Source organism: Clavibacter sp. MX14-G9D (genome assembly GCF_032917815.1).
GTDB lineage: Bacteria > Actinomycetota > Actinomycetes > Actinomycetales > Microbacteriaceae > Clavibacter > Clavibacter michiganensis_K.
The window spans coordinates 21,478-35,855 of sequence record NZ_JAVCVL010000005.1; the positions used below are offsets into that span (position 1 = coordinate 21,478).

Sequence of the window (14,378 nt, forward strand, 5' to 3'; positions counted from 1 at the left end):
GCGGCTCTCGGAGCCGCTCGAATTCGAGACGAGGAGGGTTCTTCACCAGGGTGCGACGGTTCCGTCGTACTCGGCAACACGCCCATGCCCGCGATGCGGGGCTCCCGTCGTGCGCCGCTCCTCGGGAGGAACGGCATCGGACGGGGGAGCGAAATCGACCCGGTAACCTATGGAGGCGGTCAAGCGCGGGTGGGAGATCAATCCTCTTTCGAACCGGGACTGTGACAGCCCCGGAGCCGTCGACGAGCATAGCAGACGACGACCCCGCCCCGGAAGGGCGGGCGTCGACCGGGCCCGCCGCCTCCGCCGCCATCCGGCACCGCCACCGAGCCCGAGGACTGACATGACCGACTCGCCCCGCCCCGACGCCGCTCCCGCCGACCCCGCGTCCGCCGGACCCGCCGACGCCCACGTGCACCGCTTCGAGGAGCCCGCCGACCCGTCCGCTACGGGCACCGGCGCCGCTGCCGGCGTCGCCGACGACGACACGGCCGGATTCGTCGCCGACCAGTACGCGCGCGACATCGCCGAGGTCTCGGCCGTCGAGGTCATCACCACCACGGCCGTCCACCTCATGAGCGCGGCCGCCGTCAAGTGCGGGCTCGCCGACGACCCCGCGACGCAGACCGACCTCGCCGAGGCGCGGAAGCTCATCATCTCGCTCGCCGGGCTCGTCACCGCCGCCTCCCCCGAGCTCGGCGACCAGCACGCCCGCAGCCTCCGCGACGGCCTGCGCTCCCTGCAGCTCGCCTTCCGCGAGGCCTCCCCCTACCCGGACGAGATCGGCAAGGGCCCGGGCGAGAAGTACACCGGCCCCGTCTCGTAGCGGGACGGCGTCGCACGGCGCCCGACCAGGATCCGCCCGCGGTCGGGCCTCGCCGGCAGGGGCCTCAGGACGCCGACGTGATCCGCAGCGCCATGCTGTCCACCCGCTGCGCGATCACGTCGCTGCGCGACCACGCGTCCTGCAGCCGTGCGAGCAGCCCGTCGAGCGCGGCGCGGTCGAGTCCGTCGACGAGCGCGAGCTCGATCACCAGCTCCGGCCCCTCCAGGCGCGCCCGCGGATCCCCCGTCGCGGTGCGGAGCGACACGACCGCCGGCTCCTCGTCGACGCCGGCCCGCAGCGCGGCGGCGACCTCGGGGTCCTCCGGGCTCGGGATCCAGGGCAGCGATCGCGCGACCGCCCAGACGGCGGGTCGGCGCAGCACGAACTCGGTGTCGGACATGGGGTCGAGCACCACGAGGTCGGTCTCCTCGCTGGCGGCGGCCAACGCCACGCGGACCGCGTCGGCGGGGACGGGCCGCGCCGCCGGATTCCAGCGGCCCATGGCCGTGACCGAGGTGAACACCGGCATCACGGTGCGGCCGTCCGGGCCCTGGACCGTGATGATGGACAGCTCGGCGCTCTTGTCGACGGCCAGCCCGTGCTCGCCGACGCCCTCCTCGCCCAGGCGGGCGACGAGCGGGATCAGCAGACGCGAGTCCCGCAACGCGTCCACGACGACCTCCGGGCCCGCCTCACCGCGACCGTGCCGGGCGAGCGCCTCGGCCAGGGCAGGCGGCGCGGAGCCGTCGTCGCCGGGGAAGGCGGTCGGCTCGAACGACCGGCCCGCCCACGGCGTCCCGGCCGAGTCCGCGGACGGGGAGGAGCCGGCCATCATTCCCCGGCGACGTCGAGCGCCTCGCCGAGCGTGAAGGCGCCGGCGTAGAGGGCCTTGCCGACGATGGCGCCCTCGAGGCCGAGCGGCACGAGCTCGCGGAGCGCCTGGATGTCGTCGAGGCTCGACACGCCGCCCGACGCCACGACGGGTCGGCTGGTGCGCTCGAGCACGTCGCGGAGGAGCTGCAGGTTCGGACCCTGGAGCGTGCCGTCCTTCGTCACGTCCGTCACGACGTAGCGCGCGCACCCGGCGTCCTCGAGGCGCTCGAGCACCTCCCAGATGTCGCCGCCGTCCTGCGTCCACCCGCGGGCGGACAGCGTGCGTCCGCGGACGTCGAGACCGACCGCCACCGCCTCGCCGTGCTGCGCGATGACGCTGGCGGCCCACTCGGGGTTCTCGAGCGCTGCCGTGCCGAGGTTGATGCGCGTCGCGCCGCTCTCGAGAGCCACGTCGAGCGACCGGTCGTCGCGGATGCCGCCGGACAGCTCGATCTGGACGCCGTCGATGGCGCGGATCACGCGGGCGATGACGGACAGGTTGTCCCCCCGGCCGAAGGCGGCGTCGAGGTCGACGAGGTGCAGCCACTCGGCACCCTGCTCGGCCCAGTCGCGGGCAGCGTCCACGGGATCCCCGTAGCCGGTCTCCGTGCCGGCCGCTCCCTGGGTGAGGCGCACGGCCTGCCCCCCCGCGACGTCGACGGCGGGCAGCAGGGTCAGGCGGGGCGTGGTGGTGAACTCGCTCATGGGGACCTTCCGAGGATCGGGCGTGCGGGCGTGCGGGCGTGCGGGCCGTCGGCGACGGCGGGAGAGGACGTCAGGCGGCGCGGAGGGTGCCGAGCCAGTTCGCGAGCAGCCGGATCCCGGCGTCGCCCGACTTCTCGGGGTGGAACTGCGTGGCGGTGAGCGGGCCGTTCTCCACGGCGGCGACGAACCGCTCGCCGTGGGTCGCCCAGGTCACCCGGGGCGCGGGGAGCGGGGGGAGCGGATCGATGCCCCACGCCCGGGCCGCGTACGAGTGGACGAAGTAGAACCGCTCCTCCTCGAGGCCGGCGAACAGCGAGGAGCCCTCGGGGACGTCCACGGTGTTCCAGCCCATGTGCGGGAGGACGTCCGACTCGATGCGGTCGACCGTGCCCGGCCACTCCCCCAGGCCCGCGACGTCCACGTCGCGCTCGACGCCCCGGTCGAACATGACCTGCATGCCGACGCAGATGCCGAGCACCGGGCGCCCGCCGGCCAGACGGCGGTCGACGATGCGGTCGCCCCCGGCCGCGCGGAGAGCGCTCATGACGGCGGAGAACGCGCCGACGCCGGGGACCAGGAGGCCGTCGGCCTCGTGCGCGCGCCTCGTGTCGCCCGTCAGCTCGACGTCGGCGCCCGCCAGCTCCAGCGCCTTGACGGCGGAGTGCACGTTGCCGCTGCCGTAGTCGAGGACCACGACGGAGGGGCGCGTCACAGGGCGCCCTTCGTGGAGGGGATGCCGGACACGCGCGGGTCGAGCTCCTTGGCCTGACGGAACGCGCGGGCGAACGACTTGAACTCCGCCTCGGCGATGTGGTGCGGGTCGCGACCGCCCAGGACGGTCACGTGGACGGTGAGGCCCGCGTGGAAGGTGATGGCCTCGAACACGTGGCGGACCATGGACCCGGTGAAGTGCCCGCCGATGAGGTGCATCTCGAAGCCCGCGGGCTCGCCGGAGTGCACGAGGAACGGGCGGCCGGAGATGTCGACGACGGACTGGACGAGCGCCTCGTCGAGCGGGACGAGCGCATCGCCGAAGCGCGCGATGCCGGACTTGTCGCCGAGCGCCTCGCGGATGGCCTGGCCGAGGACGATGCCGACGTCCTCCACGGTGTGGTGCACGTCGATGTGGGTGTCGCCCGTGGCGGTGACCTTCAGGTCGGTCAGCGAGTGCTTCGCGAAGGCGGTGAGCATGTGGTCGTAGAACGGGACCGAGGTGCTGATCTCGGAGGCGCCGGTGCCGTCGAGGTCGAGCTGGAGATCGATGCGGGACTCGCTGGTCTGCCGCGTGACGTGCGCGGTGCGCGCGGGGGTGCTCATGATGACCATGCTACCGACCGGTCCCGACGGGCCCGCCCCGGTGCCGGCCGCCACCAGGAGCCGAGGCGGACCCGCGCCGCGCCCTCCCGCCGCCGAGGAGGGACGCAGGATCAGTGCGCGTACTCGGCGGGGACGGCGAGCTGCTGGCCGGCCGCGACGTCCGACGTGGGCAGGCGGTTGAGGTCGACGACCGAGGCGATGACGTCGCGCGGGTCCGCCGACGGCGCGATCTCCTCCGCGAGGTCCCACAGGGACTGGCCGCTCGAGACCGTCACGTACTCGAACGTGGTGCCCGAGGCGTCCTTGGCGGCGACCGCCGCGCCGCCGTTGAGGGCGACGAGCCCGGCGCCGAGCGCGAGCGGGGCCGCGACCAGGGCGGTGAGGACGATGCGGCCGCGCCGCGTGATGCGCAGGCGCGTGCGGGGCGCGACGGCGGCCTCCGGGGCGGATGCGTCGAGGACGGCGGCCGTGGTGGCATCGGCTGTGGTGACGGTGCGGAGTGCTGCTGCGGTGTTCATGGTGACCTCTCGTGCGAGACGGTGGGGCGTCGAGGCGACGCGCCCTGCGGTGCAGTGCGGTACGGCATGCGATGCGGGTCGGGCAGCCCGCACCCGGCTCTCGGCCGGGAGAGCCGGGTGCGAAGCTGTGTTCCGAACATACATTCGAATCACGGCCTCCGCAAGCCCTCATCGGCCTCGGACGGGCTCCGGACGCGCGACACGCTCGAACAGGTGTTTGCCCGGGGTGCCTCGGCTGGATACAGTTTCGAGTGCCTGGAGTCCATTCGACCGGGTACCACCGACATCGCCCCCGTGAGGGCGTCCGCCCGCCGGGCCGACGAGCCGCGGAGGCGTCGGCGACGAGAGGCGGACCGTGCCATGGCGGACGAGCGAGCAGCGGGCGGTGGCGCCACGAGGCGCCGCAAGAGCCTCAGCGAGAAGCAGATCTCGATCCTGGAGTTCATCCAGCGCACCATCGCCGGACAGGGGTACCCGCCGAGCATGCGGGAGATCGGCGACGCCGTCGGCCTCGCCTCGCTCTCGAGCGTCACGCACCAGCTGAACCAGCTCGAGCTCTCCGGCTACCTGCGGCGCGACCCGAACCGCCCGCGCGCGCTCGAGGTCCTCATCGACCTGCCCGGCACCGGCGCGGCGGAGGGCGGCGAGCCGGCGACGCCCGTCGGCGACGCCGCGATGGTGCCCATGGTCGGCCGGATCGCGGCCGGCATCCCCATCACCGCGGAGCAGATGGTGGAGGAGGTCTTCCCCCTCCCCCGGCAGCTCGTCGGCAAAGGCGACCTCTTCATGCTGCGGGTGGTCGGCGACTCCATGATCGACGCCGCCATCTGCGACGGCGACTGGGTGGTCGTGCGCCAGCAGAAGACGGCCGAGAACGGCGACATCGTCGCCGCCATGCTCGACGACGAGGCGACCGTCAAGGTCTTCCGCCAGCGCGACGGCCACACCTGGCTGCTGCCACGCAACAGCGCGTTCGAGCCGATCCTCGGGGACTTCGCCGAGGTCGTCGGCAAGGTCGTGGCGGTCATGCGCTCCGTCTGATCCGGCGCCGCGTCGCGCACGAGAGCGGCCGTCCCCCGAGGGGGACGGCCGCTCTCGTGCGTCGCGGCGGCGCCGGTCAGCTCGCGGGCACCACCGCGTAGGCCTGGACCTGCGCCTCCTGCTCGGCCGTGACCAGCGCGCGCACGCGCGTGCCCTCCTCGACGTACGAGGTCTCGAGCACCTTCGCGCCGTCGTGCAGCATCGCGACGACCTCGCCGTGCTCGAAGGGCACCAGCAGGTCGACCTCGATGGTGGGCTGCGGGAGCAGCTCGGCGATGCGCCGACGCAGCTCGTCGACGCCCTCGCCCGTCCGGGCGGAGACGAAGACGCCCTGCGGCGCGAGGCCGCGGAGGACGACGCGGTCGTCGTCCGACGCGAGGTCGCTCTTGTTGAAGACGACGATCTCCGGGATCGACGACGCGTCGACCTCGGCGATGACCTCGTGGACGGTGGCGAGCTGCGCCGCCGGGTCAGGGTGCGAGGCGTCGACCACGTGGACCAGGACGTCGGCGTCGGCGAGCTCCTCCAGCGTCGAGCGGAACGCCTCCACCAGCTGGTGGGGCAGGTTCCGCACGAAGCCGACGGTGTCGGCGAGCGTGTACAGCTGCCCCTGGTCCGTCTCCGTCTTCCGCACGGTCGCGTCGAGCGTCGCGAACAGCGCGTTCTCGACCAGCACGCCGGCCTTCGTCACCCGGTTGAGGAGCGACGACTTCCCGGCGTTCGTGTACCCGACGATGGCGACCGAGGGCACGGAGTGCCGATCGCGGTTGGCGCGCTTGGTGTCGCGCGCCGGCTTCATCGCCTGGATCTGCTTGCGGAGACGCGCCATGCGCGTGTTGATGCGACGGCGGTCGAGCTCGATCTTCGTCTCGCCGGGACCACGGGATCCCATGCCCGCCCCCGCGCCGCCCACCTGGCCGCCGGCCTGCCGCGACATCGAGTCGCCCCAGCCGCGGAGGCGCGGCAGCAGGTACTGCAGCTGCGCGAGCTCGACCTGGGCCTTGCCCTCGCGGCTCTTGGCGTGCTGGCTGAAGATGTCGAGGATGACGGCCGTGCGGTCGATGACCTTGACCTTCACCACGTCCTCCAGCGCACGCCGCTGGCTGGGCGCCAGCTCCGTGTCGGCGATGACGGTGTCCGCGCCGACGGCGGCGACGAGCGCGCGCAGCTCCTCCGCCTTGCCGCGGCCGAAGTAGGTGCTCGGGTCCGGCGTGGGACGGCGCTGCAGGAGCCCGTCGAGCACCACGGCGCCCGCCGTCTCGGCGAGGGCGGCGAGCTCCCGCATGCTGTTCTCGGCGTCGTCGACCGAGCCCTGGGAGTAGACGCCGATGAGGACGACGTTCTCCAGGCGCAGCTGCCGGTACTCGACCTCGGTGACGTCCTCGAGCTCGGTCGAGAGGCCGGCGACGCGGCGGAGCGCCTGCCGGTCGGCCCGCTCGCTCTGGTCGCCGTCGGATCCCTGCTCGGTGTCAGGGCTCGCGGACAGCGCCTGCGCGCCGGATCCGCGGAAGAGGGCGTAGCCGGCGGACCGCTCCTCCGCCCGGGCGAGGACGCGCGCGACGACGTCGTCCCCGATGCTGGTCTCGGTGGACGTCGTCGTCGTGTCCGCGGACTCGTGGTCGTGCTCGTCGTGCGTGATCATGTGCTCCCATCGTAGCCTCGGCGTCCGGTATCGTCCCGTGCATGGCCGACGCGCATTACTTCTCCTCGTCGCCGGCCGGGCCCCTGCGCACCCGCACGATCACGGTCGAGCTGGGCGGACGGACGGTCGACGTCGAGACCGCGGGCGGGGTGTTCAGCCCCGAGCACGTCGACCAGGGGACCCTCGTGCTGCTCCGGAGCGTCCCGGCCCCTCCGGCGGAGGGGCACGTGCTGGACGTGGGATGCGGCTGGGGTCCCGTCGCGCTCGATCTCGCGATGCGGTCGCCGGCGGCCACCGTGTGGGCGGTCGACGTGAACGAGCGGGCCCTCGAGCTGACGCGGGCGAACGCCCGGTCCCTCGGTCTCGAGAACGTCAACGCCGTGCTGCCCGAGGATGTTCCCGCCGGGCTGTCGTTCGCCACCGTGTGGTCGAACCCCCCGATCCGCGTCGGCAAGGACGCGCTGCACGGCATCCTGCTCGACTGGCTCCCGCGGCTCGCGGCCGACGCCGACGCGTGGCTCGTCGTGCAGCGCAACCTCGGGTCCGACTCGCTGCAGCGCTGGCTCGCCGCGACCCTGCCGGACGGGCTCGAGACGACGCGCGCCGCGTCCGACAAGGGCTTCCGCGTGCTGCGGGTGCACCGCGCCGCGGGCAGCAACGGCGCCTAGCCGCATCGCTCCGCTCAGCGCGCCCGCCGCGGGCGCGATCCGGATCGCGCCCGCCCGAGGCGGGAGGCCGGATCAGGCCAGCGCCACGACCCCGTCGAACACGAGCTCCGCGGGACCCGAGAGCCCGACGTGCTCGCCGTCCTCCGTCGGGAACATCCGCACCCCGAGCACGCCGCCGGGCACCTGCACCCGCCACTGGTGCGGGGCCGCGGCACCCGCCCAGTGCCGGGTCGCGAGGGCGGCCGCCGCCGCGCCCGTGCCGCAGCTCAGCGTCTCGCCGCTGCCGCGCTCGTGCACGCGCATGGTGATGTGGCCGACGCCGTCCACCACGAGCGGGTCGGCGGGCACCACGAGCTCGACGTTCGCGCCGTCGGCGGGCTCGGGATCCAGCTGGGGGACGAACGCGAGGTCCGCCTCGGCCAGCTCGTCCTCGCTCGACAGCGCGACGACCACGTGCGGGTTGCCCACGTCGATGCCGAGGCCCGGCCGGGCGACCTGGAGGTCCTTCGCGCGCACGAGCGGCTCGCCGCCCGCGAGGGCCCAGCGGCCGAGGTCCACCTGGAAGCCGGAACCGCTGCGCTGCACGTCGCGGACGCCCGCGCGGGTGCCGATGGCGACGGTGCGTCCCGGAGGCAGCTCGATGAGCCCGTTCTCGATGAGGAAGAGCGTGAACACGCGGATGCCGTTGCCGCACATCTCGGCCGGGCTGCCGTCGACGTTGCGGTAGTCCATGAACCACTCGGCGTCCGGGTCCTCGTCGAGGGCGGCGCGGCCCTCGGGGATGCGGCGGGAGAGGACGGCGCGGATGGTCCCGTCGGCGCCGATGCCGAAGTGGCGGTCGCAGAGCGACTGCACCTGGGTGTCGGTCAGGTCGATCTCGCCCGCGGGATCGGCGAACAGCACGAAGTCGTTGCCCGTGCCCTGGCCCTTGGTGAACTGCAGGTCTGCCATCCCGCCAGCCTACGGGCGCGCCGACGGGAGGGCGTCGAGGGCGTGCGCGAGGAGGTCGGGGTCGCGTGCGTCGAGGCGCACCGCGTCGGCGTAGCGGCCGAACCACGACACCTGGCGGCGCGCGTACCGGCGGGTGAGCGCGCGCGTCTCCTCCACCGCCTCCGCCTCGCTCAGCTCTCCCGCGAGCTGCCGCGCCGCCTGCGCGTAGCCGATGGCTCGGGATGCCGTCACTCCGTCCGCGAGCCCCGCGGGCAGGAGGCGCGCGACCTCGTCGACGAGGCCCTCCGCCCACATCCCGGCCACCCGCGCGTCGAGGCGCGGCACGAGCTCCTCCCGCGGCAGCGTCAGCGTGAGGATTCGGGCGGGACGCCACGCGCTCGGCTCGGCGGACGCGCGCTCCGGCTGCGGTCCCGTCATCTCGACGACCTCGAGGGCGCGCACGAGCCGCCGTCCGTTGTGGGCGCCGATGCGCTGGGCGGCGGCGGGATCCAGCTGCCGGAGCCGACGGTGCAGCATGCCGGGCCCCGTCTCGGCGAGCTCCCGCTCGAGCCGCTCGCGGATCTCGGGATCGGTGCCGGGGAACGCGTAGTCGAAGAGCACGGACGACGCGTACAGACCGGATCCGCCGACGAGGATCGGGACCGCTCCGCGGGCGAGGATGTCCGTGACCACCGCCCGGGCGTCCTCCTGGTAGGCCGCGACGGTGGCCTCCGCCGTCACGTCGAGGACGTCGAGGAGGTGGTGCGGCACCCCGCGCCGTCCGGCCTCGGGCAGCTTCGCGGTGCCGATGTCCATGCCGCGGTAGAGCTGCATGGCGTCGGCGTTGACGATCTCCGCGCTCCGGCCGTCGGACCGGAGCCGCTCCGCGATGTCCAGCGACAGGGCCGACTTGCCCGTCCCCGTGGCACCGACGACCGCGACGAGCCCGGTCACGCGTGCGGGTGGCGGGGCAGGGCCGTCGGGGCGCCGTCGCCGACGCGCAGCGACGGGAGGCCCAGGGAGACGCGCGGCGCTCCCCCGGCCGACGCGCCGACCGCGGGGGTCGGCACGCCGCAGGAGTCGGCCTGGGCGCGCTCGTACGCATCGCCGGCGCGGGTGCGGCGGATGCGCAGCGGAGTCTGGTCTACCGAGTCGGCGATCAGGTGGAACGGCGCCGCGCGGGTGATCTCCACCTGCACCGCGTCGCCGGGGCGGGGCTCGCCGCTGCCCGCGGGCACGTCGAGGTGCACGAGGCGCCCGTCCTGGGCCCGGCCGGTGACGCGTCGCGTGTCGCCGTCCTTCCGGCCCTCGTGGGCGCTGACGAGCACCTCGACGGTGCGGCCGACCACGCGCTGGTTCTCCTCGTGGCTGATGCGCTCCTGCAGGGCCGTGAGGCGCCCGTAGCGCTCGGCCACCACGTCCGCCGGGACCTGCTCGTCCATGGTCGCCGCGGGGGTGCCCGGGCGGATGGAGTACTGGAACGTGAACGCGGACGAGAACCGCGCCGCCTCGACCACGCGGAGGGTCTCCCGGAAGTCGTCCTCGGTCTCGCCCGGGAAGCCCACGATGATGTCGGTGGTGATCGCGGCGTCCGGGATGCGGGTGCGCACGCGGTCGAGGATCCCGAGGAAGCGCTCGGACCGGTAGGACCGCCGCATGGCCTTCAGGACCCGATCGGACCCGGACTGCAGCGGCATGTGCAGCTGCGGCATGACGGCGGGCGTCTCCGCCATCGCGTCGATGACGTCGTCGGTGAACGCGGCGGGATGCGGGCTGGTGAAGCGGATGCGCTCGAGGCCGTCGATGGCGCCCGCGGCGCGCAGCAGCTTGCCGAACGCCCGGCGATCGCCGAACTCGACGCCGTACGAGTTCACGTTCTGGCCGAGGAGCGTGACCTCGACGGCGCCGTCGTCGACCAGCGCCTGGATCTCGGCGAGGATGTCGCCCGGCCGGCGGTCCTTCTCCTTGCCGCGCAGGGCCGGCACGATGCAGAAGGTGCAGGTGTTGTTGCACCCGACGGAGATGGAGACCCAGCCGCTCGCGATCTCGTCGCGCTTCGTCGGCAGCGTCGACGGGAACGTCTCGAGGCTCTCCAGGATCTCGAGCTGCGCCTCGCCGTTGTGGCGCGCGCGCTCCAGGAGCGCGGGGAGGGCGCCCATGTTGTGGGTGCCGAAGACGACGTCGACCCACGGCGCCTTCTCCAGCACGGTCGCGCGGTCCTTCTGCGCGAGGCAGCCGCCGACGGCGATCTGCATGCCCTCGTGCCGGCGCTTGACGCCCGCGAGATGGCCGAGGTTGCCGTAGAGCTTGTTGTCGGCGTTCTCGCGGACGGCGCAGGTGTTGATGACCACGATGTCCGCCTCCGCTCCCTCGGCGGAGACGTACCCGGCCGCCTCGAGCGAGCCCGTGAGCCGCTCGGAGTCGTGGACGTTCATCTGGCAGCCGTAGGTGCGGACCTCGTACGTGCGGGGCCGGTCTTCAGCGGGAGGGACGGCGACACGGACATGCTCGACGACGGTGCTCATGATCCGTCAATCCTACGTGCGGGGTCGCGGCCCGTTCCCCCGACCGGATCAGCGGAAGCGGACGCGGGACGACCCGCGCCGGGTCGCCAGCGCCGCCTTCGCGGCATCGCGCACCACGCCGCCGCCGTAGCCGCGGCGCATCAGGAACGACGTCAGGCGCCGTTCGGCCGTCTCGTCGTCGTACGACGACAGCTGCCCGACGCGCTTCATGGCGGCCTCGGTGGCCCGCGCCAGCTCGTCGTCCGGCTGCTCGGCCATGGCCTCCTCGATGACGAGCGGGTCGAGCTTGCGGCGGCGCATCTCCATCTCGACCGATCGTCGCCCGAGGCCCTTCCGGTCGAGGTGCGTATGCAGGATCTGCTCCGCCAGCGCGGCCTCGTCGATGTACTGCAGCGACACGTAGCGTGCGAGGGTCTCCTCGGCGATGTCCGGGTCGATCTCCGCCCCGTCGAGCACCTCCCGAGCCTCCGCGAGCGAGAGGCCTCGCCCTCGCAGCCGGTTGGCGAGGACGTTGTCGGCGCGACGACGCTGCCGTTCGGGCGTGCGCTCGGCCGCCCGCTCCTCCTCCGCCTCCGCCTCGCGCCGCTCGTCCTCGACCCGCTGCTCCTCGAGCTGGATCATGTCCCGGCGGTACGCCTCGTCCTGCTCAGCGCGGGCGCGTGCGCGCTCCGCACGCTCCTCCTCGGCTCGCCAGGCGGCGGGGATCTCCTCCGCGGCCGCCTCCGCGGGCGACGATGCCGGGGCGTCCCAGCCGTCGACGGCGTCGGAGGCGACGCCCGCCCCCGCGGCCGGCTCGGGGGCCGACGTGCCGCGCGAGGCCTGCGCCTCCGCCTCGGCGAGCACTCGGCGCGCCACGGCGATGCGCTCCTGCGCCGCCAGGGCGCGACCGGCCTCGGATGCGTCGACGGCGGCACCGATGGTGACGATGCCGTCCACCTCGGTCACCGTGCGGCCGCGGGACGGGTGCGTCGACCCGTCACGCGCATCGGCCGTCCCGTCGACAGGGTCGGTCGGCTCGACCGGAGGGTCGGCCGGTTCGACGAGCGGCCGGGCGGCGGCCCTGCGCGAGCGACGGTCCGCGAGGGAGGCGACGGGGGCGACCTCATCGGGCCCGGGGCCCGTGCCCTGCTCGCCGGCGGAGGGGAATCTGACCATGGTGCGTCCGTCCTCGGGCGGCCGACCGTCGACGACGGGTCGGACCGGTGTCGTGCAGGTGCGGGAGGGCGGGGCGCGTCATGGTGACGCGCCCCGCCGTGGAGCGTCGGCTCAGGCGCTCTTGCGCGCGGACGCCTTGGGCGCGGCCGCGACGACGGGAGCCGGTGCGGCGTCGGCCGCAGCCGCATCCGCGTTCGGGTCCTTGACGAGGCCGAGCTTGACCTTGATCTTCTGCTCGATCTCGGCCGCGATGTCCGGGTTGTTGAGGAGGTGCTTGCGCGAGTTCTCCTTGCCCTGGCCGAGCTGGTCGCCGTCGTAGGTGTACCAGGCGCCGGACTTGCGGACGATCTCGTGCTCGACGCCGAAGTCGATGAGGCTGCCCTCGCGGGAGATGCCGGTGCCGTACAGGATGTCGAACTCGGCCTGCTTGAAGGGCGGCGCCATCTTGTTCTTGACGACCTTCACGCGCGTGCGGTTGCCGACCGCGTCGGTGCCGTCCTTCAGCGTCTCGATGCGCCGGATGTCGAGGCGGACCGAGGCGTAGAACTTGAGCGCCTTGCCACCCGCGGTGGTCTCCGGGCTGCCGAAGAAGACGCCGATCTTCTCGCGCAGCTGGTTGATGAAGATCATGGTGGTCTGGGTCTGGTTGAGCCCACCCGTGAGCTTGCGGAGGGCCTGCGACATGAGCCGCGCCTGGAGGCCGACGTGCGAGTCGCCCATCTCGCCCTCGATCTCGGCGCGCGGCACGAGCGCCGCGACCGAGTCGATGACGACGAGGTCGATGGACCCGGAGCGCACGAGCATGTCGGCGATCTCCAGGGCCTGCTCGCCCGTGTCAGGCTGGGACACGAGGAGCGCGTCGATGTCGACGCCGAGCTTCTTCGCGTACTCGGGGTCGAGAGCGTGCTCCGCGTCGATGAAGGCGGCGATGCCGCCGGCGCGCTGCGCGTTCGCGATGGCGTGCAGCGTGAGCGTGGTCTTCCCGGACGACTCGGGGCCGTAGATCTCGACGATGCGGCCGCGCGGCAGCCCGCCGATGCCGAGCGCCACGTCCAGGGCGACGGAGCCGGTGGGGATGACGGCGACCGGGGCCCGCTCGTCGCTGCCCAGGCGCATGACCGAGCCCTTGCCGAACTGCCGGTCGATCTGGGCGAGCGCGGTCTCTAGGGACTTCTCGCGGTCTGCGGATGATGCCATGGGGTGCTCCTCGTGTCGAAGGTGGGGTGCCTGCAGGCTGTCGCTCCGATCCCGCTGGCCGCGGGGTCCGGCGCCGACAAGGCGGCGGGTGATCTCCGCGAGGTGCACGTTATGCGGCGCCGCCGACATCCCTGCCGGAGGGGCCGGACCCGTGCAGTCCCGCTTCGAATCGCTCCTGTGGGGAGACTACGCGCGTTCGAAGGGATATTCGAACGACGCGCCGTACGGCGCGCCGGGATCCCGACGCGGACCGGAGGCGGACGAAGCGCCCGTCGGGCTGGCGCGGGGCTCGAGCAGGACGGCGCCGCCGCCTCAGGCTCGGGGCTCGGGGAGTCCTGCGCCGTTCCAACGGGAGCGGGGCACGTCCTGCGCGCGGCAGAGCGCCAGCCAGACCTCGCGGGCGGGGGTGCCGTCGCGCAGCGCCTGCGCCGACGTGCGGCCCCCGAGCTCGCCGAGCACCAGGTCCGCGACGAGCACCGGCCCGTAACCGGCTCCGAACTCGTCGGAGACGGCCCGCTGGAACTCGCTCAGTCGCATGCCGACAACGGTACCCGCTCGTCCCGGCACGACGACGCCCCGCCCGTCACGAGGACGGGCGGGGCGGGAGGGCGTGCGGTGGGCGGGGGCTCAGCGGGCGACGAGCCCGCTGTCGAAGCCGGCGACCAGGTCGTCCGGGATGGTGTCGGGGATGGGGTTGAGCGCCTCGATGACGGCGAGACGGTCGCCGACCTCGCGCATGATGACCGAGATGGGGGTGTCGAGCGCGTCGGCGACGGAGGCGAGGATCTCGCTCGACGCCTCCTTCTGACCCCGCTCGACCTCGCTGAGGTAGCCGAGCGCGACGCTCGCCTTGCTGGCGACCTGGCGGAGCGTGCGCCCCTTCTGCAGGCGGAAGTCCCGAAGGACGTCGCCGATCTCCTGACGGACTAGAACCACGGGACCCTCCTCGTTCTGCCTGGTGCCTGATCGAACCGGAGGTCC

16 protein-coding genes are annotated in these 14,378 nt (G+C 73.6%); 3 read left to right on the plus strand and 13 right to left on the minus strand.

What is annotated here, in order from left to right; all coding sequences use genetic code 11:
- Positions 1–343: 343 nt before the first annotated feature.
- Complete coding sequence (locus Q6969_RS01260) at positions 344–826, plus strand: DUF1844 domain-containing protein (RefSeq protein ID WP_317228823.1); 483 nt, start codon at positions 344–346, stop codon at positions 824–826.
- Positions 827–890: 64 nt separating this feature from the next.
- Here the strand turns inward: Q6969_RS01260 and Q6969_RS01265 are convergent, their stop codons facing one another.
- The 5 genes from Q6969_RS01265 to Q6969_RS01285 all read right to left on the minus strand — a co-directional run bounded on the left by Q6969_RS01265 (position 891) and on the right by Q6969_RS01285 (position 4,239).
- Positions 891–1,658, minus strand: a complete 768-nt coding sequence (locus Q6969_RS01265; RefSeq protein ID WP_317228824.1) for an SseB family protein — start codon at positions 1,656–1,658, stop codon at positions 891–893.
- The gene (gene priA, locus Q6969_RS01270; RefSeq protein WP_094116171.1) at positions 1,658–2,404 is read right to left on the minus strand and encodes a bifunctional 1-(5-phosphoribosyl)-5-((5-phosphoribosylamino)methylideneamino)imidazole-4-carboxamide isomerase/phosphoribosylanthranilate isomerase PriA; all 747 of its coding nucleotides are present in this window, start codon (positions 2,402–2,404) and stop codon (positions 1,658–1,660) included. The genes Q6969_RS01265 and priA overlap by 1 nt, the downstream gene beginning before the upstream one ends.
- A 70-nt stretch (positions 2,405–2,474) precedes the next feature.
- Positions 2,475–3,116, minus strand: a complete 642-nt coding sequence (gene hisH, locus Q6969_RS01275; protein ID WP_317228825.1) for an imidazole glycerol phosphate synthase subunit HisH — start codon at positions 3,114–3,116, stop codon at positions 2,475–2,477.
- Entirely contained in the window at positions 3,113–3,721 is a 609-nt protein-coding gene (gene hisB / locus Q6969_RS01280; protein ID WP_317228826.1) for an imidazoleglycerol-phosphate dehydratase HisB, read from the minus strand. The genes hisH and hisB overlap by 4 nt, the downstream gene beginning before the upstream one ends.
- A 110-nt stretch (positions 3,722–3,831) precedes the next feature.
- Positions 3,832–4,239, minus strand: coding sequence for a hypothetical protein (locus Q6969_RS01285; RefSeq protein ID WP_317228827.1), 408 nt, complete (start codon positions 4,237–4,239; stop codon positions 3,832–3,834).
- A gap of 360 nt (positions 4,240–4,599) precedes the next feature.
- On the opposite strand from Q6969_RS01285, the gene lexA reads away from it, so the two are divergent.
- On the plus strand, positions 4,600–5,280 hold the full coding sequence (gene lexA, locus Q6969_RS01290) for a transcriptional repressor LexA (RefSeq protein WP_317228828.1): 681 nt from the start codon (positions 4,600–4,602) through the stop codon (positions 5,278–5,280).
- A gap of 76 nt (positions 5,281–5,356) precedes the next feature.
- Here lexA and hflX read toward each other — a convergent pair whose 3' ends face one another.
- Entirely contained in the window at positions 5,357–6,922 is a 1,566-nt protein-coding gene (gene hflX, locus Q6969_RS01295) for a GTPase HflX (RefSeq protein ID WP_317228829.1), read from the minus strand.
- A 41-nt stretch (positions 6,923–6,963) separates the two neighbouring features.
- Between hflX and Q6969_RS01300 the strand changes: the two genes are divergently transcribed.
- Complete coding sequence (locus tag Q6969_RS01300; protein ID WP_317228830.1) at positions 6,964–7,590, plus strand: methyltransferase; 627 nt, start codon at positions 6,964–6,966, stop codon at positions 7,588–7,590.
- A gap of 72 nt (positions 7,591–7,662) precedes the next feature.
- On the opposite strand, the gene dapF is transcribed toward Q6969_RS01300, so the two are convergent.
- From dapF to Q6969_RS01335, 7 genes are all read right to left on the minus strand, one after another.
- Positions 7,663–8,541 (minus strand): diaminopimelate epimerase, encoded by an 879-nt coding sequence (gene dapF / locus Q6969_RS01305; RefSeq protein ID WP_317228831.1) that lies wholly within the window; start codon positions 8,539–8,541, stop codon positions 7,663–7,665.
- Between the two features lie 9 nt (positions 8,542–8,550).
- Positions 8,551–9,474: a tRNA (adenosine(37)-N6)-dimethylallyltransferase MiaA gene (miaA, locus tag Q6969_RS01310; RefSeq protein ID WP_317228832.1), complete on the minus strand. Its 924-nt coding sequence runs from the start codon at positions 9,472–9,474 to the stop codon at positions 8,551–8,553.
- Positions 9,471–11,045: a tRNA (N6-isopentenyl adenosine(37)-C2)-methylthiotransferase MiaB gene (gene miaB / locus Q6969_RS01315; protein WP_317228833.1), complete on the minus strand. Its 1,575-nt coding sequence runs from the start codon at positions 11,043–11,045 to the stop codon at positions 9,471–9,473. Before miaB ends, miaA begins: the two co-directional genes overlap by 4 nt.
- A 48-nt stretch (positions 11,046–11,093) precedes the next feature.
- On the minus strand, positions 11,094–12,200 hold the full coding sequence (locus tag Q6969_RS01320) for a regulatory protein RecX (protein ID WP_317228834.1): 1,107 nt from the start codon (positions 12,198–12,200) through the stop codon (positions 11,094–11,096).
- Positions 12,201–12,311: 111 nt separating this feature from the next.
- A complete protein-coding gene (gene recA, locus Q6969_RS01325; RefSeq protein WP_094116179.1) occupies positions 12,312–13,397 on the minus strand; it encodes a recombinase RecA in 1,086 nt (361 codons plus the stop codon).
- 312 nt (positions 13,398–13,709) lie between these two features.
- Positions 13,710–13,934 (minus strand): DUF3046 domain-containing protein, encoded by a 225-nt coding sequence (locus Q6969_RS01330; RefSeq protein ID WP_094116180.1) that lies wholly within the window; start codon positions 13,932–13,934, stop codon positions 13,710–13,712.
- 90 nt (positions 13,935–14,024) lie between these two features.
- On the minus strand, positions 14,025–14,333 hold the full coding sequence (locus Q6969_RS01335) for a helix-turn-helix transcriptional regulator (RefSeq protein ID WP_317228835.1): 309 nt from the start codon (positions 14,331–14,333) through the stop codon (positions 14,025–14,027).
- Positions 14,334–14,378: the final 45 nt, after the last annotated feature.

What these genes read in the sequence shown, in the direction of transcription:
- Q6969_RS01260 (WP_317228823.1), top strand. Translation starts at nt 344, where the DNA reads ATGACCGACTCGCCCCGCCCCGACGCCGCTCCCGCCGACCCCGCGTCC.
- Q6969_RS01265 (WP_317228824.1), bottom strand. Translation starts at nt 1,658, where the DNA reads ATGGCCGGCTCCTCCCCGTCCGCGGACTCGGCCGGGACGCCGTGGGCG.
- priA (WP_094116171.1), bottom strand. Translation starts at nt 2,404, where the DNA reads ATGAGCGAGTTCACCACCACGCCCCGCCTGACCCTGCTGCCCGCCGTC.
- hisB (WP_317228826.1), bottom strand. Translation starts at nt 3,721, where the DNA reads ATGAGCACCCCCGCGCGCACCGCGCACGTCACGCGGCAGACCAGCGAG.
- Q6969_RS01285 (WP_317228827.1), bottom strand. Translation starts at nt 4,239, where the DNA reads ATGAACACCGCAGCAGCACTCCGCACCGTCACCACAGCCGATGCCACC.
- lexA (WP_317228828.1), top strand. Translation starts at nt 4,600, where the DNA reads ATGGCGGACGAGCGAGCAGCGGGCGGTGGCGCCACGAGGCGCCGCAAG.
- hflX (WP_317228829.1), bottom strand. Translation starts at nt 6,922, where the DNA reads ATGATCACGCACGACGAGCACGACCACGAGTCCGCGGACACGACGACG.
- Q6969_RS01300 (WP_317228830.1), top strand. Translation starts at nt 6,964, where the DNA reads ATGGCCGACGCGCATTACTTCTCCTCGTCGCCGGCCGGGCCCCTGCGC.
- dapF (WP_317228831.1), bottom strand. Translation starts at nt 8,541, where the DNA reads ATGGCAGACCTGCAGTTCACCAAGGGCCAGGGCACGGGCAACGACTTC.
- miaB (WP_317228833.1), bottom strand. Translation starts at nt 11,045, where the DNA reads ATGAGCACCGTCGTCGAGCATGTCCGTGTCGCCGTCCCTCCCGCTGAA.
- Q6969_RS01320 (WP_317228834.1), bottom strand. Translation starts at nt 12,200, where the DNA reads ATGGTCAGATTCCCCTCCGCCGGCGAGCAGGGCACGGGCCCCGGGCCC.
- recA (WP_094116179.1), bottom strand. Translation starts at nt 13,397, where the DNA reads ATGGCATCATCCGCAGACCGCGAGAAGTCCCTAGAGACCGCGCTCGCC.
- Q6969_RS01330 (WP_094116180.1), bottom strand. Translation starts at nt 13,934, where the DNA reads ATGCGACTGAGCGAGTTCCAGCGGGCCGTCTCCGACGAGTTCGGAGCC.